The following is an 18,191-nucleotide window of genomic DNA, read 5'->3' as shown; positions in this document are numbered from 1 at the left end:
AGCCCAGCACAGGCAATGACGCAATTGATCTCCCCACCAGCGCAAAGCCGCTCTAGGCTCTTCGGTACCGCCGGGTCGCGCAGTGCGGGGACGGGCACCGCACACGCTCCGGACAAGAAGCGGTACTTGAGCGCCGCGCCCACAAGGGAGCGCCGCCGGGCAAGGAGGGCCGCATGACCGTACGGCGAGTAATGGGCATCGAGACCGAGTACGGCATCTCCGTGCCCGGACACCCCAACGCCAATGCCATGCTCACCTCGTCCCAGATCGTCAACGCCTACGCGGCGGCGATGCACCGGGCGCGCCGCGCCCGCTGGGACTTCGAGGAGGAGAACCCGCTACGCGACGCGCGAGGCTTCGACCTCGCCCGGGAAGCCGCCGACGCCAGCCAGCTCACCGACGAGGACATCGGCCTCGCCAACGTCATCCTCACCAACGGCGCACGCCTCTACGTCGACCACGCACACCCCGAGTACAGCGCGCCCGAGGTCACCAACCCGCGCGACGCCGTCCTCTGGGACAAGGCCGGCGAGCGCATCATGGCCGAGGCCGCCGAACGCGCGGCGGGCCTGCCCGGCGCCCAGCCCATCCACCTCTACAAGAACAACACCGACAACAAGGGCGCTTCCTACGGCACGCACGAGAACTACCTGATGAAGCGGGAGACCCCCTTCTCGGACATCGTGCGCCACCTCACCCCGTTCTTCGTTTCCCGCCAGGTCTTCGCCGGCGCGGGCCGCGTCGGCATCGGCCAGGACGGCCACGAGCACGGCTTCCAGATCAGCCAGCGCGCCGACTACTTCGAGGTCGAGGTCGGCCTGGAGACCACCCTCAAGCGCCCCATCATCAACACCCGCGACGAGCCCCACGCCGACGCCGAGAAATACCGCCGACTGCACGTCATCATCGGCGACGCCAACCTCTCCGAGATCTCCACCTACCTGAAGCTGGGCACCACCGCCCTCGTCCTCTCCATGATCGAGGACAACTTCATCGCCGTGGACCTCGCCGTCGACCAGCCCGTACGCACCCTCCACCAGGTCTCCCACGACCCCACGCTGCAGCATCTCGTCACTCTCCGCAGCGGCCGCACCCTCACCGCCGTACAACTCCAGATGGAGTACTTCGAGCTCGCCCGCAAATACGTGGAGGAGCGCTACGGCGCCGACGCGGACGAGCAGACCAAGGACATCCTCGGCCGCTGGGAGGACACCCTCAACCGGCTCGAGAACGACCCCATGAGCCTGTCCGGCGAACTCGACTGGATCGCCAAACGCGAGCTCATGGAGGGCTACCGGCGCCGCGACAACCTCGACTGGGACGCCGCACGGCTCCACCTCGTCGACCTCCAGTACGCCGACGTACGGCCCGAGAAGGGCCTCTACAACCGGCTCGCGGCCCGCGGCAAGATGAAACGGCTCCTCGACGAGAGCGACGTCGAGCGCGCCGAGACAAAGCCTCCCGAGGACACCCGCGCCTACTTCCGCGGCCGCTGCCTGGAGCAGTACGCCGACGACGTGGCCGCCGCCTCCTGGGACTCCGTCATCTTCGACCTGCCCGGCCGCGACTCCCTGCAGCGCGTCCCAACCCTGGAACCGCTACGCGGAACGCGTAATCACGTCAAGGAGCTCCTGGACAGGTGCAGGACCGCGGAAGACCTGGTGCGCGTCCTTTCCGGCGGCTGAACGCGCGTCCGGTGGGAATCACTGGGGTAGGTCCCGCGCGTTGAGGTAACTGCGGGGCCGATGTCGGACCCTCGGCGTAGGGTCTGATCAAGAACGGCGAACGTCGACACCGAGCGGGGTGAGGGACATGGCGACCAAGGACACCGGCGGCGGACAGCAGAAGGCCACGCGTTCCACCGAGGAGACCGAGGAGCAGGTGGAGGACGCACAGGCCTCCGAGGACCTGGCGGAACGCCAGGAGAAGCTGAGCGAGGACGTCGACTCGGTTCTCGACGAAATCGATGATGTGCTCGAAGAGAACGCCGAGGATTTCGTGAGGTCCTTCGTTCAGAAGGGCGGAGAGTGATTTTACCTTCGATTCAAAGGGTGGTCTGGTGGGTGACTCGGAGCTGAGGCGTTGTTCTCGCTGTCAGAGACACCTGGCGCGGGGGGCATTTGCTTCCAATAAGTCGATGCCTGATGGTCTGCAGGCGTACTGCCGGGAGTGCTCAGCCGAGTACTACCGGCAGCGCCAAGAGGCCAAAGGTAAGACGGTGCGAGCCAAGGTGACTGTCCCTGCTGGGTGTAAGCGATGCCCGCAGTGCGAGGAGATCAAGCCGCACTCCGAGTGGGAGCGCAACAAGTCTTCGTCGGATGGTTGGGCCAGTTACTGCAAGGCGTGTCGAGCCGAGCGCAACCGGATCAGCTACTTCAGGCGCAAGTACGGCCTGTCGCCTGGCGAGTTGGATGCGCTGATCGAGGAGCAGCAGGGCGTCTGCTGTATCTGTCTTGCTGCTCCCGCCGAGCATGTGGATCACTGTCACGAGACGGGTAAGGTCCGTGGCGTGTTGTGCTTCAGCTGCAACGCGGCACTGGGGCAGTTCAAAGATCGGCCTGACGCCATAAGGCGCGCGGCCGCCTACGTGGAAGGAAACCCGTGGAAGCCAATCCTCGTAGCACCGGGCGTCTACCAGCTGCCTTCCTGACCCCGGGATCCTCGTCCTTCGTGGACTTCCTGGGTGAGCACCAGCCGGAGATGCTGCCCGCGAACCGCACGCTGCCGGCCGTGCAGGGTGCGTTCGAGGCGCCGCACGGTACGACGATCGTTGCCGTGACGTTCCCCGGCGGCGTGGTGCTCGCCGGTGACCGGCGGGCCACGATGGGCAACATGATCGCCTCGCGCGACATGGAGAAGGTCTTCCCTGCGGACGAGTACTCGGCGGTGGGTATCGCCGGTACCGCGGGCCTCGCCGTGGAGATGGTGAAGCTGTTCCAGCTGGAGCTGGAGCACTTCGAGAAGGTCGAGGGCGCGCAGCTCTCGCTGGAGGGCAAGGCCAACCGGCTGTCCACCATGATCCGTTCGAATCTCGGCATGGCGATGCAGGGCCTGGCGGTCGTGCCGCTCTTCGCGGGGTACGACCTGGATCGCGAGAAGGGCCGGATCTTCAGCTATGACGTGACCGGTGGCCGTACCGAGGAGCGGGGCTATACGGCCACGGGCTCGGGTTCGGTCTTCGCCCGCGGTGCGCTGAAGAAGCTGTTCCACGAGGAGTTGACCGAGCAGGAGGCCACGACGCTGGTCGTCCAGGCGCTGTACGACGCCGCGGACGACGATTCGGCGACGGGCGGTCCGGATGTGGCCCGCCGGATCTTCCCGATCGTCACGGTGATCACCGACGAGGGTTTCCGGAGGCTCTCGGAGGAGGAGTCCTCGGCGCTCGCCCGTTCCGTGGTGGAGCGCCGTATGGAACTGCCCGATGGCCCGCGCGCCGCGCTGCTCTGAGAGCGGGCGGCCGGAATGTACTTGTCACTGACAGAAAGGGACGGATAGCCGGTGTCGACGCCGTTCTATGTCTCACCTCAGCAGGCCATGGCCGACCGGGCGGAGTACGCCCGTAAGGGCATCGCCCGTGGACGCAGCCTTGTGGTGATGCAGTACGCCGACGGGATTGTGTTCGTCGGAGAGAATCCGTCCCGCGCGCTGCACAAGTTCAGCGAGATCTACGACCGGATCGGTTTCGCCGCGGCCGGTAAGTACAACGAGTACGAGAATCTGCGGATCGGCGGAGTCCGTTATGCGGATCTGCGCGGCTATACGTATGACCGCGATGATGTGACGGCGCGCGGTCTGGCGAACGTGTACGCGCAGACGCTCGGCACGATTTTCTCGAGCGCCGCCGAGAAGCCCTACGAGGTGGAGCTGGTCGTCGCCGAGGTGGGTTCGGATGCCTCGGGCGACCAGATCTACCGGCTGCCGCATGACGGTTCGATCGTGGACGAGCACGGCTCGGTCGCGGTGGGCGGCAATGCGGAGCAGATCAGCAGTTTCCTGGATCAGCGGCACCAGGACGGGATGTCGCTCGCGGAGGCGCTGAAGCTCGCTGTGCAGGCGCTGTCGCGGGAGGCGAACGGGGGCGAGCGGGAGATCCCCGCGGAGCGCCTGGAGGTCGCGGTCCTGGACCGTACGCGGCCGCAGCAGCGGAAGTTCAAGCGCATCGTGGGGCGGCAGCTGAAGCGGCTGCTCGAAGCGGATGGCGCGGCCACCACGCCGACCGATGCGCCTTCGGACGAGGAGGGCGAGGGCGCGGGCGAGTCCTGAGCCCGCCACCACCCGCCCTGTCGTGGGCCCGCCCCCGGTCACCGGAGATCCGGTGACCGGGGGCGCGGTGTTTCCGGCGCCTATGCGGAGGGCGGCGGCGCCGTGGAGTCCCGTACGACCAGTTCGACCGGGAGCGCGTCGCTCCGGGGCTCCCTGCCCTCCAGGACGTGCAGGAGGGCCTGCATCCCGCTCTCCCCGACCCGCTCGGCGGGCAGTCGGATCGTGGTGAGCTCGGGATCGACCGCGGTGGACAGGGCGAGGTCGTCGAAACCGGCCACGGAGATGTCCTGGGGGATGCGCAGCCCCTGGCGCCGTGCGGCCTTGCAGGTGCCGGCCGCGATGATGTCGTCATCGCAGATGACGGCGGTGGGCTGCGGTCCCGGGGCGGCGAGGGCCTGCTCGGCGGCGCTGCGGGCGCCGTGCACGGAGAGCGGGGCGGGTGCGCGGCGCAGGCTGGTTCCGGCGGTGGTGCGCAGGGTGCGGGCGACGGCCTCGGCCCGTACGCCGAAGGTCCATGAGTCGACATCCGCGCCCAGATGCAGGAAGCGGCGGTGGCCGAGCGCGAGGAGGTGCTCGGTCATCTGCCGCATGCCGTCGGCGAGGTCGACGTTGACGTGGGCGGCGGCGGTGGTGTCGGCGGGGTCGCTGTCGAGCATGACGAGCGGCAGGTCGGTGCCGCGGCTGATGTCGGCGAGCGCACCGGCGGCCATGGAGGAGGCGATGACGCCGTCGATGGCGGAGCGGGCGGAGGCGAAGGGGTCCTTGGCGGGGCCGATGCCGCCGGGGGAGGGGTAGAGGACGACGCCGAAGTCGTGGGCGGCGGCGATGCGGGCGGCGCCGGTGTAGACGCGGGCGAAGAAGTCGTTGGTGAGGGCGGGGACGACGAGGAGCGCGGTGCGGGTGGAGCCGAGGCGGAGGTTGCGGGCGGCGAGGTTGGGGCGGTAGCCGAGCTCGCGGGCGGCGGCGCGGACGCGTTCGGCGGTGGCCTCGGAGACGCGGCCGCGCCATTTGTCCCGCAGGACGAGGGAGACGGCGGCCTGGGAGACCCCGGCGGTGCGGGCCACGTCCTTGCTCGTGGGCCGGGCCACGGCTGCTCCTTGCTGGTCGGTTTCGGGTGTACTGGATTCGGGGGTGTACCGGAGGTGTCCGGGATCCGGTTCCGGGCCGGGTGGGTATCGGCTCCCGGGCTGGACCGGTGGGCTGAGGTCATGCTACGTATGCACAGGGACGTTATACGTAAAACTTGATCCCCAGCGAGCGAGAGGAGCCGCCGATGACCGCGGGATACGCGGAGCTGCTGCGGACACGGCATGCGGCGCGGCTGCTCACGGGCACGCTGGTGGGCCGGCTGCCGAGCGCGACCGGGCATATCGCGATCGTGCTGTTCACCCGCTCCGAGGGCGGCAGCTACACGCTGGCCGGCGCGCTCGCCGCGGTGTACGGCCTGGCCATGGCCCTCGGCCAGCCGCTGCTCGGGCGCGCCGTCGACCTGCGCGGGCAGCCGCGGGTGATGCTGCCCGCGGCCGTCGTCTCGGCGCTCGGCATGGCGGCCTTCGCCTTCGTCGGCATCGGCTCGCTGCCGCTCGCGTACGCGGCCGTCACGGTGGCCGGACTGTTCACGCCGCCGCTCGAGGGCGGTCTGCGGGCGCTGTGGCCGGGCGTGCTGAAGCGCGAGGACCGGGTGCATGCCGCGTATGCGATGGACGCGGTGGCGCAGGAGGTCATGTTCACGGTCGGGCCGCTGCTCGTGACGCTGATCGTCTCGCTGTGGTCGGCGGCCGGTGCGCTGCTGGTCATCAACCTCATAGGCGTCGCGGGCGCGCTGTCCGTCGTGGTCTCCGAGCCCTCGCGTGCGTGGCGTTCGGCGCCTCGGGAGGCGCACTGGCTGGGCGCGCTGCGCTCGTCCGGACTGCTCGCGCTGCTCGGCTCGTTCTTCTTCGTCGGGCTCGCGCTCGGCTCGATCACGGTGGCCGGTGTGGCCTACGCCGACGACCAGGGCCGCGAGTCCGTGTACGGCTGGCTGATGGCCGCGCTCGGGCTCGGCGCCCTGCTGGGCGGCGCGCTCTACGGGGTCCGGCAGTGGACGGGTGCGCCGGAGCGGCGGCTGCGGATCCTCGTGGGCCTGCTCGCGCTCGGCTACGTACCGCTGGTGTTCACTCCTTCGGTCGTGCCGATGTGCGTACTGGCCGGCGTCGCGGGCGTCTTCCTCGCGCCGTCCCTCGCGTGCGCGTTCATCGTCGTGGACCGGCATGCTCCGCGCGGCACCGTGACCGAGGCGTTCTCGTGGCTCGTGACCACGTTCGGCGTGGGCGCGGCGGTGGGAACGGCCGCCGCTGGACCGGCGATCGAGGGCGGTTCGACGGCCTGGGGTTTCGCCGTCGCGGCCGTCGGCGGATTCGCGGCGCTTCTCGTGCTGCTCGCCACCGTGAAGGTGCTCGGTGCTTCCGGGCGGAGCACCGGTGTCACCGGCTCGTCGGAAAGTGATCGGAAAGGTGCCGTCGAACCCGGTTTCAGCGCAGGGCATCAGGCGTAATGTTCAGTCATGGACCGCCGAATTTTCGGGCTGGAGAACGAGTACGGCGTCACATGCACGTTCAGGGGACAGCGCCGTCTGTCGCCTGACGAAGTGGCGCGGTACCTCTTCCGCCGTGTCGTGTCATGGGGCCGAAGCAGCAATGTGTTTCTGCGCAACGGCGCCCGCCTCTATCTCGATGTCGGATCACATCCGGAGTACGCGACTCCCGAATGTGACAACGTGACGGAGCTCATCACCCACGACAAGGCCGGCGAGCGCATTCTGGAGGGCCTCCTCGTCGATGCCGAACGCCGCCTGCACGAGGAGGGGATCGCGGGCGACGTCTACCTCTTCAAGAACAACACCGACTCGGCGGGAAACTCGTACGGCTGCCATGAGAACTACCTGGTGGCCAGGCACGGCGAGTTCTCCCGGCTCGCGGACATCCTGATCCCGTTCCTGGTGACCCGTCAGCTCCTGTGCGGGGCGGGCAAGGTGCTGCAGACCCCGCGCGGCGCCGTGTACTGCGTGAGCCAGCGCGCCGAACACATCTGGGAGGGCGTCTCCTCGGCGACGACGCGCTCCCGGCCCATCATCAACACCCGCGACGAACCGCACGCGGACGCGGAGCGCTACCGGCGGCTGCATGTCATCGTCGGCGACTCCAACATGTCCGAGACGACCATGCTGCTCAAGGTCGGCGCCACCGACCTGGTGCTGCGCATGATCGAGGCGGGCACGGTGATGCGGGACCTCACCCTGGAGAACCCGATCCGGGCGATCCGCGAGGTCAGCCACGACATCACCGGCCGCCGCAAGGTGCGGCTCGCCTCCGGGCGGGAGGCCTCCGCGCTGGAGGTGCAGCGCGAGTACTACGAGAAGGCCGTGGACTTCGTCGACCGGCGCGGCATCCGCACCGGCACGGTCGCCCAGGTGCTCGAACTGTGGGGCCGCAGCCTCGACGCCATCGAGGCGGAGGACCTGGACAGGATCGACACCGAGATCGACTGGGTCATGAAGTACAAGCTGATCGAGCGCTACCGCGCCAAGCACAACATGACCATGTCGCATCCGCGGGTCGCGCAGATAGACCTCGCGTACCACGACATCCACCGTCGGCGCGGGCTGTACTACCTGCTGGAGAAGAAGGGGCAAGCCGCCCGTATCTGCAATGACTTGAAGATCTTCGAGGGCAAGTCGGTGCCCCCGCAGACCACCCGGGCGCGGCTGCGCGGCGATTTCATCCGCCGTGCGCAGGAGCAGCGCAGGGACTTCACGGTGGACTGGGTGCACCTCAAGCTCAACGACCAGGCGCAGCGCACCGTGCTGTGCAAGGACCCGTTCCGGTCGGTCGACGACAGGGTGGAGAAGCTGATCGCCGGCATGTGACATGAGCGGTCAAGTCCGCGGGCCCGCACCGGACATCCGGGTGCGGGCCCGCAGGCATGTGCGGGTGCGGCCCGCACGCATGTCCGGGTCGCTGCCTGCCCGCAGGCATGCCGTACGCGGCGGGGCCCGGCTTGGCCGTAAGGTGTCCGGCACCAGGGCGCGTCCGGGAAACGACCCGCCGAACAAACCCTCCCCACTCCTGCAACCTCCAGAGGACCATTGTGCGACGCCGACTTGCCGGCCTTGTGCTCGTACCGCTGCTGCTGCTGACCACAGCGGCCTGCGGTGACGAGAAGGCCTCCGACTCCGATTCCTCCTCGTCCTCGGTGAGCCAGGGCGGGCTGCCCACGATCACCGACGGCACGAAGTTCGGCGAGAAGCCGACCCTGGCCAAGGGCAAGGGCGAGCCGCCCGAGGAACTCAAGGTCGAGGTGATCAGCGAAGGCAAGGGCGAGGAACTGGGCGACGGCGACAAGGCCGAGGTGAACTACCTCGGCCAGCTGTGGGACGGCGACAAGCCCTTCGACAACAGCTTCGACCGCGGGCAGCCCTTCGAGGTGACCATCGGCGGCGGCGGGGTCATCACCGGCTGGCAGCAGGCGCTGATGGGCCAGAAGGAAGGCAGCCGCCTGGAGGTGTCCATCCCGCCGGACCTCGGCTACGGCGACCGCGGCCAGGGCGACATCCCGCCCGGCGCCACACTCGTGTTCGTGATGGATGTCGTCAAGGTCACCCAGGGCACGCCCATCCCGAAGAAGATCGAGGGCGGCAAGGTCGTCGAGCAGAAGGACGCCAACCTGCCCGAGGTCGGCACGAACGAGGACGGCAAGGAGCCCGAGCTCACCGTTCCGAGTGACAAGGACGCGCCGAAGGAACTTGTCTCGAACTACATCATCGAGGGCAGCGGCGAGGCACTGAAGCCGACGGACACCGTCGCCGTCGCCTATGTGGGCAAGATCTGGAAGGACGGCAAGACCTTCGACTCCAGCTACAAGAGCGGCCAGCCCATCCAGTTCCCGCTGAACCAGGTGATCCCCGGCTGGTCGAAGGGTCTCGACGGCAAGAAGGTCGGCAGCCGGGTGCTGCTCGTCGTACCGCCGGACCAGGGCTACGGGGAGCAGGGCCAGGGGCCGATCCCGGGCAATGCCACGCTGGTCTTCGCCGTGGACATCCTCGCCAGGATGTGACACCGGCAAAGATGTAAGACTGTCCCGGTTGCACATCCGCAGAACTGCAGGAGCTTTTACGTGAGCATCGACAAGCCCGAGGTCGACTTCCCCGGTGGCGAGCCCCCGAAGGACCTTGAGATCAAGGATCTCTGGGAGGGCGAAGGCCCGGTGGCCAAGGCCGGCGACAACGTGCAGGTCCACTACGTGGGCGTGTCCTTCTCCACCGGCGAGGAGTTCGACGCGAGCTGGAACCGCGGCACCCCGCTGCCGTTCACGCTCGGCGCGGGCCAGGTCATCGCCGGCTGGGACCAGGGTGTGCAGGGCATGAAGGTCGGCGGCCGCCGCCAGCTGATCATCCCGCCGCACCTCGCCTACGGCGACCGTGGCGCCGGCGGCAAGATCGCCCCCGGCGAGACGCTGATCTTCGTCTGCGACCTGGTCTCGGTCTGAGCCGGTCCACAGGACCCGTCCGGTGATCTGACCGGATCCGGTTCGAACATCCGAGGGCCCCTGCCGCCTGGCAAGGGCCCTCGGCTTTTGCCCCGACACTCCGGAGCGGTACGGTCGGGCTTCGTAGCAGCAGTCCAGGAGGGGTGGGAGAGGGCGTCGATGGCGATTGCCAAGGCGGAGCGGCTGATGAATCTGGCGCTGTGTCTGCTCGGGACCCGCCGACCGCTGAGCAAGCGCGAGCTGCGCGGCTCCATCGAGGCCTACCTCGAGGCGAATTCGGATGACAGCTTCAACCGGATGTTCGAGCGGGACAAGGACGATCTGCGCGAACTCGGCCTGGTCATCGAGACCGTGGAGAACCTCGACGGCGAGGTCGGCTACCTCGCCCGCCGGGACTCCAACAACCTGCCGCCCGTCACCCTCGACGCAGAGGAGGCCGCCGCGCTCGGGCTCGCCGCCAAGGTCTGGCAGCAGGCCCGCCTCGCCGGCGCGGCGAGCGGCGCCCTGCAGAAGCTGCGCGCCGCCGGGATGCCCGAGGACGTCGACCCCTACGAGGCGCATGGTGCACTCGAACCCCGGATCCCCGTCCATGAATCGGCCTTCGAACCGCTGATGCTGGCCTGCCGCGACCGCAGGCCCGTCGTCTTCGACTACCGCAAGGCGACCGCCGCCCGCCCCGAGACCCGGCATGTCGAGCCCTGGGCCCTGGAGTGCTGGCGCGGCCACTGGTATCTGGCCGGCTGGGACCGCGACCGTGGCGCCGAGCGGGTCTTCCGGCTCTCCAGGATCACCGGCAAGGTGCGCTCGCGCGCGGGCCGGTTCACCGCGGAGGTCCCCGATGTCGTCACCGTCCGCGAGACCGTCGCCGGCTGGGCCGGGGAGATCACCGACCGGACCGCGCTGATCCGGCTCCGTACGGGCGCGGGCTATCCACTGCGCTCCAAGGCCGCCCGCGTACGCGAACTCGGGGACGGCTGGGACGAGTTGGAGATCCCTTACGGGCACGGGCTCGACGCGTGGCTCGTCGAGTTCGGGCCCGATGTCGTCGTACTGGAGCCCGCGGAGCTGCGGGCGGATGTCGTGGAACGGCTGCGTGCCGTGGCCAAGGGCTGAGGGGAAGCGGAACAACTATGGCTGCCAACGCCATCGACCAGACCCGGCGGATGCTGTCCCTGGTCACGTATCTGCGCGAGCGCCCCGGCGCCCGGGTCGCGGATGTCGCGCGCGCCTTCGGGGTCGCGGAGGCCGAGCTGATCTCCGACCTCGATGTGCTGCCCCTGTGCGGGACCAGCTTCCGCGGCGGCGATCTGCTCGACATCGACACCGACGGCGAGCGCATCTGGTGGCACAACCCGGACGATGTGGCCGCGCCGCTGCGCCTGGCCGCCGACGAGGCCACCGCGCTGCTTGTTGCCGCGCGTGCCGTCGCCACCCTGCCGGGACTGCGCGAGAGCGACCGGCAGGCTCTGCTGCGCGCCACCGCCAAGCTGGAGGCCGCCGCCGGTGAGACCGCGGCGGCCGGCGACCGGCTCTCGGTGACCTTCGAATCCGAGGGCGGTGTCTTCGCCGAGGTGGACCGTGCCATCTCCGAACGCCGCCGCCTGTGGCTGCGCTACTACTCGCCGGCCCGCGACGAGCTCACCGAACGCGAGGTCGACCCGATCCGGCTCTTCGCGCTCGGCCACACCTATATGGAGGCCTGGTGCTACCGCTCCGAGGCGCGGCGCACCTTCCGGCTCGACCGGGTCGCCGAGATCCGGATCCTCGACGCCGCCGCGGCTCCGCCGGAGCTGGAGCTGCGGGACCTGTCCGAAGGGCTCGTCCAGCCCTCGGCCGATGATCCGGAAGTGGTGATCGAGGTCGGGCCCGGCGGGCGCTGGGTCGCCGAGTACTACCCGCACGACAGCGCGGAGGAACTGCCCGACGGGGGCTTGCGGATCACACTGCGCACCCCGGACCCGGCCTCGCTCAAGCGGCTCGCGCTGCGGCTCGGGCGCGACGGGCACATCCTCGCCCCGCAGGAACTCGCGGACAGCGCACGCGAGGCGGCGCGGGCCGCGCTCGAGGCGTACGAGCAGGGCTGAGGCGGCTGCGCGCGGGACCGGGACGCGGGGGAGCGGCACCGGGACACGGGGCGGTCCGGGACACCGGGCAGCCCCGAGCGCAGGGCAGGTCCCGGAGTGCGGGGCAAGTCCCGGAGTGCGGGGCAAGTCTCGGAGTGCGGGGCAGGACCAGACACGGGGGAGCAGGACCGAGACGTACGGGAACGCCTGGACCGAGGCGTACGGCAGGACCGGGAGGAGCTGTGACGGTGCGGACACCGACGGCGGGAGGCGGACCCGGCACGATCGACGGATCGGCCGGGGTGTGGAGCGAGGGCACGGTCGGGCGCTGGTACTCGCCCGACCCGGAGACCACGTCCGGAAGTCCGGAAGGGCCAGGTTTCGATCGCTCGGTGTCCGGCGACCCGGCCGTCTTCCGTGCCGCCTGCCCCGAATGCGCCTCCCGCTTCGTGCTCACCGCATCCGCCCTGCGCCTGGTGATGGGCGCGAGCCACCGCACCACCTTCTACTCCTTCACCTGCCCCGACTGCGGCTCGGCGGTACGCAAGCCGGCGGGCGAGCGGATCGTCGAACTCCTCACCGGAGGCGGGGTGCGCACCCTGCGCCTGCACACCACCGTCTAGGCTTGCCCTCATGCTCTGGCCCATGACCGCGATCGCACTCGGCTTCGCCGGGCTCGCGGTGCTCGCTTGCTTCGCGGTACGGGTCTTCGTCGAGGTCCGGCGCCTGGGAGCCCAGGTCGCCGAGACCTCGACGAAGATCACCGCCGCCTCGAACGACCTGGAACGCGCGGCCGAGAACATGGCCAGAACCGGCCGGGACGTCCTCTAGCCGGCTTGAGGACGTCCCGGCGCGGGTCGGTCGTCGACCCGGTGGGGTCTGCAACTTGCGTGTCCGGGCCGGTACCCTGCTCAGGTCATGGTCCGACCGCAATTCATGCCGGTCCGGCTGCAGGGAGTTCGCACGGGCATTGCCTGGAGTTCACTCCTCAGAGTTACGATTGCCGCTCACGCGGGTCTCGCAACCGGGGTCCGAGAGAGCTCTACCACACAAGCCACACGGCCTCGGTGGGAAAGTGGGGAATCATGGGTCAGGTCGGCATCTGGCAGATCGCCATCATCGCAGGACTGATTCTGCTGCTGTTCGGTGCGAAGCGGCTGCCGGACATGGCCCGCTCCCTGGGCAAGTCCGCGCGCATCCTCAAGAGCGAGGCTGCGGCGATGAAGGGCGACAGCGCCACGCGCGAGAAGACCGAGTCGGGCACGGCCGAGCAGACCTCGGCGCCCAAGACCATCCAGGCGGCCCCCGGTGACGTCACCAGCGCCCGCCCCGTCGACGAGCCGAAGCACACGCCGCAGGGCTGAGCCCCACAGGACCAAGGCAGAGATTCGGGCGGCCGGACCTTAGGGCAGCCGCCCCCGAGACGAGGACGTGGGTTGCTCAAGTCCGCCCGCAAGAAGCCCAGGGATCCAGAGGGGCGGATGCCCTTGGTGGAGCACCTGCGCGAACTGCGCAACCGGCTGGTCAAGGCGCTGCTCGCCATCGTGCCGCTGACAATCCTTGGACTGTTCTTCGCGAAGGACATCGCGGAGTTCATCAGCGCCCCGGTGCCGACCTGCGTCGACGAGACGGAAGCCGCCGCGCAGGCAGGCCGCTGTGCCGTGCTGTCCCAGGTGGGACTCACCTCGCCGTTCACGACGTATATGAAGGTGTCGCTCATGGCGGCCGTGGTCGTGGCGGCGCCGGTATGGCTCTACCAGCTCTGGGCGTTCATCGCGCCAGGCCTGCACAGGAACGAGAAGAAGTACGCGCTCAGCGTGGTGGGCATCGGCACACCGCTCTTTCTTCTCGGTGCCTTCCTGGCACACTGGATCCTGCCCTTCGCCGTGAAGACCCTGCTGAACTTCAGCATCGACGGCTCGGTGAACTACATCACCGTCGACGACATGATCGACATCTCGGTCAAGCTGACGCTCGCCTTCGGTCTTGCCTTCCAGCTGCCGATCGTGCTGGCCCTGCTGAACATCGGCGGGGTGCTCAGCGGGCAGCGCATGCTGGGCTGGTGGCGCTTCATGGTGATGATCATCGCCGTGTTCGCGGCGCTGGTGACGCCGACCGACCCGGTGTCCATGATCGCCCTCGCGGCGCCGATGACACTGCTCTACTTCGCGGCCGTGGCCTTCTCCCTGTTCAACGACAGGCGCCGGGGCCGTGCCCGGGGCCCCGAACTGGGCGACGACGAGGCCTCCGAACTGGATCTCACCCCAGGTGACATCGGCGAGGTCGAGGCCGTCGCCGGCGCGAAGGCCCTCCCCGAGCAGGCGAGCGGCGACGGAGATCGTCGGATGAACGGTTACGACGACGTCACCTGACCGGTAGTGTCCGGCCCGTGACCAGCGAGATCACTCTCTTCGTCAACCCCACCGCGGGACGCGGCCGGGGCGCCCACGCGGCGCAGCCGGCCGCTCGCGCGTTCCGGGACTCGGGTTTCCTCGTCCGCACGGTCGTCGGCGAGAACGCCGACGACGCGCTCAGGCGCGCGAAGGAAGCCGTGCACGGCGGTACGGGCGCGCTGGTCGCCGTCGGAGGCGACGGCATGATCAACCTGGCGCTGCAGGCCGTGGCCGGAACCGGCGTCCCGCTCGGGATCGTCGCCGTCGGCACCGGCAACGACTTCGCCCGGTCCCTCGGCCTGCCGGTCCGCGAGCCGGAGGCCGCAGCCCTGCTCGCCGCGCGGGCGCTCAAGGGCGCCACCGAGCGCGCCGTCGACCTCGGCCGGATCGGCGGGCGCTACTTCGGCACCGTGCTCGCCTCCGGCTTCGACTCGCGGGTCAACGACCGCGGGAACCGGATGCGTTGGCCCTCCGGACGCTTCAAATACGACCTCGCCATGGTGGCGGAGCTGGCCTCGTTCAAGCCCTTCCCGTTCCGGATACGCCTGGACGACGGACCCGTCCAGCAGGTCGACGCCACCCTGATCGCCGTCGGCAACGGATCCTCGTACGGCGGCGGTATGCGGATCTGTCCCGCCGCCGCGCTCGACGACGGGGTCTTCGACATCACCGTCGTCGGCGACTGCTCGCGCGCGACCCTGCTCAGGGTCTTTCCGCGGGTCTACCGGGGCACACACGTCGACCACCCGAAGGTCACCGTGCACCGCGCCGCGAAGATCGGTATCGAGGCGGCGGGCATCACCGGCTACGCGGACGGGGAGCCGCTCGGGCCGCTGCCGCTGACCGCCGAATGCGTGCCGGGAGCGGTCAGGGTTCTCACTGCGTAAAGCTCGTTGCCGGGTCAACAAAGATCGCGAGTCTGTCGGTGCCTGCGGGTAGGCTCGAAGACAAGATGACAGACGATCTCTCACCGGCCGAGCGTTACGCGGCAGCGCGAGTGCGCGCTGCCGAGCAGGCCACCGCACTCGCCTCCTTCCGCGAGATGTACGAATTCGGTCTCGACCCCTTCCAGATCGAGGCCTGCAAGTCCCTCGAGGCGGGCAAGGGCGTCCTTGTCGCCGCCCCGACGGGCTCCGGCAAGACGATCGTCGGTGAATTCGCCGTGCATCTCGCCCTCGGACAGGGCAAGAAGTGCTTCTACACCACGCCCATCAAGGCGCTGTCCAACCAGAAGTACGCGGACCTCGTGAAGCGCTACGGCGCGGACAAGGTCGGCCTGCTCACCGGGGACAACAGCGTCAACTCCGAGGCGCCGGTGGTCGTGATGACCACCGAGGTGCTGCGCAACATGCTGTACTCGGGCTCGCAGTCGCTGCTCGGCCTCGGGTATGTGGTCATGGACGAGGTGCACTACCTCTCCGACCGCTTCCGCGGCGCCGTATGGGAAGAAGTGATCATCCACCTTCCCGAATCGGTCACCCTCGTCTCGCTCTCGGCCACCGTGTCGAACGCGGAGGAGTTCGGCGACTGGCTCGACACCGTACGGGGCGACACCGACGTGATCGTCTCCGAGCACCGGCCCGTGCCGCTGTTCCAGCACGTCCTGGCCGGACGCCGGATGTACGACCTGTTCGAGGAGGAGTCCTCCGCCAAGAAACGCCAGGTCAACCCCGACCTCGTACGGATGGCACGCCTGGAGGCGTCAAGGCCCTCGCACGGCAGGGACCGGCGGCGCGGGCGGGAGGCCGACCGGGAGCGGGAGCGCAGGCAGCGCTCGCGGATCTGGGTGCCCTCGCGGCCCGAGGTGATCGACCGGCTCGACTCCGAGGGGCTGCTGCCCGCGATCACCTTCATCTTCAGCCGCGCGGCCTGCGAGGCGGCCGTACAGCAGTGCCTGTACGCGGGCCTCAGGCTCAACGACGAGGCCGCGCGCCTGAAGGTGCGCGAGATCGTCGAGGAGCGCACCGCGTCGATCCCCGACGAAGACCTGCATGTGCTCGGCTACTTCGAGTGGCTGGAAGCCCTGGAGCGGGGCATCGCCGCGCACCACGCGGGCATGCTGCCGACCTTCAAGGAGGTCGTCGAGGAGCTCTTCGTCCGCGGCTTGGTGAAGGCCGTCTTCGCCACCGAGACCCTCGCGCTCGGCATCAACATGCCCGCGCGCTCGGTGGTCCTGGAGAAGCTCGTCAAGTGGAACGGCGAACAGCACGCCGACATCACCCCCGGCGAATACACACAGCTCACGGGGCGTGCGGGACGGCGCGGCATCGACATCGAGGGCCACGCCGTGGTGCTGTGGCAGCGCGGAATGAACCCGGAGGCGCTCGCCGGCCTGGCCGGCACCCGCACGTATCCGCTGCGCTCCAGCTTCCGGCCCTCGTACAACATGGCGGTCAACCTCACCCACCAGTTCGGACGACACCGCTCGCGCGAGCTGCTCGAGACCTCGTTCGCACAGTTCCAGGCGGACAGGTCGGTGGTCGGGATCTCGCGCCAGGTGCAGCGCAACGAGGAGGGGCTCGACGGCTACAAGGAGTCGATGACCTGCCACCTCGGCGACTTCGAGGAGTACGCGCGGCTGCGCCGCGAACTCAAGGACCGGGAGAACGAGCTGGCGAAGCAGGGCGCCGTGCAGCGCCGCGCCGAGGCCGCCGTGGCCCTGGAGAAGCTCAGGCCGGGCGATGTGATCCATGTGCCGACCGGCAAGTTCGCGGGGCTCGCGCTCGTCCTCGACCCGGGGCTGTCCGCGGGGCGCTCCAACGGACACCGCGGCTTCGAAGCACACGACGGGCCGCGCCCGCTCGTGCTCACCGCCGAACGGCAGGTCAAGCGGCTCGCGTCGATCGACTTCCCGGTGCCCGTCGAGGCGCTCGACCGGATGCGGATCCCCAAGTCGTTCAACGCACGCTCGCCGCAGTCCCGCCGCGATCTCGCCTCCGCGCTGCGCACCAAGGCCGGGCACATCCGGCCCGAGAAGCACCGGCGCGGCCGCGCACCGGCGGCCGACGACCGCGAGATCAGCCGGCTGCGCACCGAACTGCGCGCCCACCCGTGCCACGGCTGCGACGAGCGCGAGGACCACGCCCGCTGGGCCGAGCGCTACCACCGCCTGCTGCGCGACACCAAGCAGCTGGAACGGCGCATCGAGGGGCGTACGAACACGATCGCCCGCACCTTCGACCGCATCGTGGCCCTGCTCACCGAGCTTGACTACCTGCGCGGGGACGAGGTCACCGAGCACGGCAAGCGCCTCGCGCGGCTGTACGGGGAGCTGGATCTGCTGGCCTCGGAATGCCTGCGCGAGCGGGTCTGGGAAGGCCTCAACCCGGCCGAACTCGCCGCGTGCGTCTCCGCCCTGGTCTACGAGGCAAGGCAGAGCGACGACGCCCTCGCGCCCAAGCTGCCCTCGGGCAAGGCGAAGGCGGCGCTCGGCGACATGGTGCGGATCTGGGGGCGCCTCGACGCCCTGGAAGAGGACTTCCGCATCAACCAGACCGAGGGCGTCGGGCAGCGCGAGCCCGATCTGGGCTTCGCCTGGGCCGCGTACATGTGGGCCTCGGACAAGAGCCTCGACGAGGTGCTGCGCGAGGCGGACATGCCGGCCGGTGACTTCGTGCGCTGGTGCAAGCAGGTCATCGATGTGCTCGGCCAGATCGCGGCGGCCGCGCCGCGGGAGAACAGCACGGTGGCGAAGAACGCACGCAAGGCCGTGGACGCGCTGCTGCGTGGGGTGGTGGCCTACTCGTCGGTGGGCTGAGCGACTTTCTGCCGGGAGACCGGCGGACCGCTGTAGGCGGGTGGACTTGTCGGACGTGGCTGGTGCGCCGTTCCCTGCCGGGGGCGGCGCACCGGCTTTTCCACAGGTGTAGGGCCGGGTGAGCGGTGGTCGGGGTGCATTGGTCGTACGAACGCGGGTCCATGATCCCTGAGGGTTGTCCACAGGGGTGGC

18 protein-coding genes are annotated in these 18,191 nt (G+C 69.4%); 17 read left to right on the top strand and 1 reads right to left on the bottom strand.

Going from position 1 to position 18,191, the window contains the following annotated elements:
* Nucleotides 1-173 precede the first annotated feature (173 nt).
* The 5 genes from dop (at nucleotide 174) to prcA (ending at nucleotide 4,263) form a co-directional block, all read left to right on the top strand.
* Nucleotides 174-1,685 (top strand): depupylase/deamidase Dop, encoded by a 1,512-nt coding sequence (dop, locus tag ACLF6P_RS06430; RefSeq protein ID WP_415948759.1) that lies wholly within the window; start codon nucleotides 174-176, stop codon nucleotides 1,683-1,685.
* Nucleotides 1,686-1,812: 127 nt separating this feature from the next.
* Entirely contained in the window at nucleotides 1,813-2,031 is a 219-nt protein-coding gene (locus tag ACLF6P_RS06425) for a ubiquitin-like protein Pup (RefSeq protein ID WP_415948758.1), read from the top strand.
* A 106-nt stretch (nucleotides 2,032-2,137) separates the two neighbouring features.
* Nucleotides 2,138-2,650, top strand: coding sequence for an endonuclease VII domain-containing protein (locus ACLF6P_RS06420; RefSeq protein WP_415948757.1), 513 nt, complete (start codon nucleotides 2,138-2,140; stop codon nucleotides 2,648-2,650).
* Complete coding sequence (gene prcB / locus ACLF6P_RS06415) at nucleotides 2,602-3,447, top strand: proteasome subunit beta (RefSeq protein WP_415948755.1); 846 nt, start codon at nucleotides 2,602-2,604, stop codon at nucleotides 3,445-3,447. Before ACLF6P_RS06420 ends, prcB begins: the two co-directional genes overlap by 49 nt.
* Nucleotides 3,448-3,498: 51 nt before the next feature.
* Complete coding sequence (gene prcA / locus ACLF6P_RS06410) at nucleotides 3,499-4,263, top strand: proteasome subunit alpha (protein ID WP_415948753.1); 765 nt, start codon at nucleotides 3,499-3,501, stop codon at nucleotides 4,261-4,263.
* Nucleotides 4,264-4,343: 80 nt separating this feature from the next.
* Here prcA and ACLF6P_RS06405 read toward each other — a convergent pair whose 3' ends face one another.
* A complete protein-coding gene (locus tag ACLF6P_RS06405; RefSeq protein WP_415948752.1) occupies nucleotides 4,344-5,351 on the bottom strand; it encodes a LacI family DNA-binding transcriptional regulator in 1,008 nt (335 codons plus the stop codon).
* A gap of 185 nt (nucleotides 5,352-5,536) precedes the next feature.
* Here ACLF6P_RS06405 and ACLF6P_RS06400 point away from each other — a divergent pair, with 185 nt between their 5' ends.
* The 12 genes from ACLF6P_RS06400 (at nucleotide 5,537) to ACLF6P_RS06345 (ending at nucleotide 17,999) form a co-directional block, all read left to right on the top strand.
* The gene (locus tag ACLF6P_RS06400; RefSeq protein WP_415948751.1) at nucleotides 5,537-6,796 is read left to right on the top strand and encodes an MFS transporter; all 1,260 of its coding nucleotides are present in this window, start codon (nucleotides 5,537-5,539) and stop codon (nucleotides 6,794-6,796) included.
* 9 nt (nucleotides 6,797-6,805) lie between these two features.
* Complete coding sequence (pafA, locus tag ACLF6P_RS06395) at nucleotides 6,806-8,167, top strand: Pup--protein ligase (protein ID WP_415948749.1); 1,362 nt, start codon at nucleotides 6,806-6,808, stop codon at nucleotides 8,165-8,167.
* Between the two features lie 221 nt (nucleotides 8,168-8,388).
* Nucleotides 8,389-9,354, top strand: a complete 966-nt coding sequence (locus tag ACLF6P_RS06390) for an FKBP-type peptidyl-prolyl cis-trans isomerase (protein ID WP_415948747.1) — start codon at nucleotides 8,389-8,391, stop codon at nucleotides 9,352-9,354.
* Between the two features lie 60 nt (nucleotides 9,355-9,414).
* Nucleotides 9,415-9,786: an FKBP-type peptidyl-prolyl cis-trans isomerase gene (locus tag ACLF6P_RS06385; protein ID WP_415948746.1), complete on the top strand. Its 372-nt coding sequence runs from the start codon at nucleotides 9,415-9,417 to the stop codon at nucleotides 9,784-9,786.
* Between the two features lie 159 nt (nucleotides 9,787-9,945).
* Complete coding sequence (locus ACLF6P_RS06380; RefSeq protein WP_415948745.1) at nucleotides 9,946-10,899, top strand: helix-turn-helix transcriptional regulator; 954 nt, start codon at nucleotides 9,946-9,948, stop codon at nucleotides 10,897-10,899.
* Nucleotides 10,900-10,916: 17 nt separating this feature from the next.
* The gene (locus ACLF6P_RS06375; protein ID WP_415948743.1) at nucleotides 10,917-11,870 is read left to right on the top strand and encodes a helix-turn-helix transcriptional regulator; all 954 of its coding nucleotides are present in this window, start codon (nucleotides 10,917-10,919) and stop codon (nucleotides 11,868-11,870) included.
* Between the two features lie 371 nt (nucleotides 11,871-12,241).
* Entirely contained in the window at nucleotides 12,242-12,472 is a 231-nt protein-coding gene (locus tag ACLF6P_RS06370; RefSeq protein ID WP_415948927.1) for a hypothetical protein, read from the top strand.
* 10 nt (nucleotides 12,473-12,482) lie between these two features.
* Nucleotides 12,483-12,680 carry a hypothetical protein gene (locus tag ACLF6P_RS06365; RefSeq protein ID WP_415948742.1) on the top strand — a complete coding sequence of 66 codons (198 nt, stop codon included), beginning with the start codon at nucleotides 12,483-12,485 and terminating at the stop codon, nucleotides 12,678-12,680.
* 254 nt (nucleotides 12,681-12,934) lie between these two features.
* Nucleotides 12,935-13,213: a Sec-independent protein translocase subunit TatA gene (gene tatA, locus ACLF6P_RS06360; protein ID WP_415948740.1), complete on the top strand. Its 279-nt coding sequence runs from the start codon at nucleotides 12,935-12,937 to the stop codon at nucleotides 13,211-13,213.
* 72 nt (nucleotides 13,214-13,285) lie between these two features.
* On the top strand, nucleotides 13,286-14,221 hold the full coding sequence (gene tatC / locus ACLF6P_RS06355) for a twin-arginine translocase subunit TatC (RefSeq protein WP_415948739.1): 936 nt from the start codon (nucleotides 13,286-13,288) through the stop codon (nucleotides 14,219-14,221).
* 17 nt (nucleotides 14,222-14,238) lie between these two features.
* A complete protein-coding gene (locus ACLF6P_RS06350; RefSeq protein WP_415948737.1) occupies nucleotides 14,239-15,129 on the top strand; it encodes a diacylglycerol kinase in 891 nt (296 codons plus the stop codon).
* A 65-nt stretch (nucleotides 15,130-15,194) separates the two neighbouring features.
* Nucleotides 15,195-17,999: a DEAD/DEAH box helicase gene (locus tag ACLF6P_RS06345; RefSeq protein ID WP_415948736.1), complete on the top strand. Its 2,805-nt coding sequence runs from the start codon at nucleotides 15,195-15,197 to the stop codon at nucleotides 17,997-17,999.
* The last annotated feature ends 192 nt before the right edge of the window (nucleotides 18,000-18,191 follow it).

The organism is Streptomyces lothianensis (assembly GCF_047779955.1).
Taxonomy (GTDB): Bacteria; Actinomycetota; Actinomycetes; order Streptomycetales; family Streptomycetaceae; genus Streptomyces.
The sequence above is the reverse complement of the archived record's forward strand: the minus strand, read 5'-3'. Positions and strand labels throughout refer to the sequence as shown.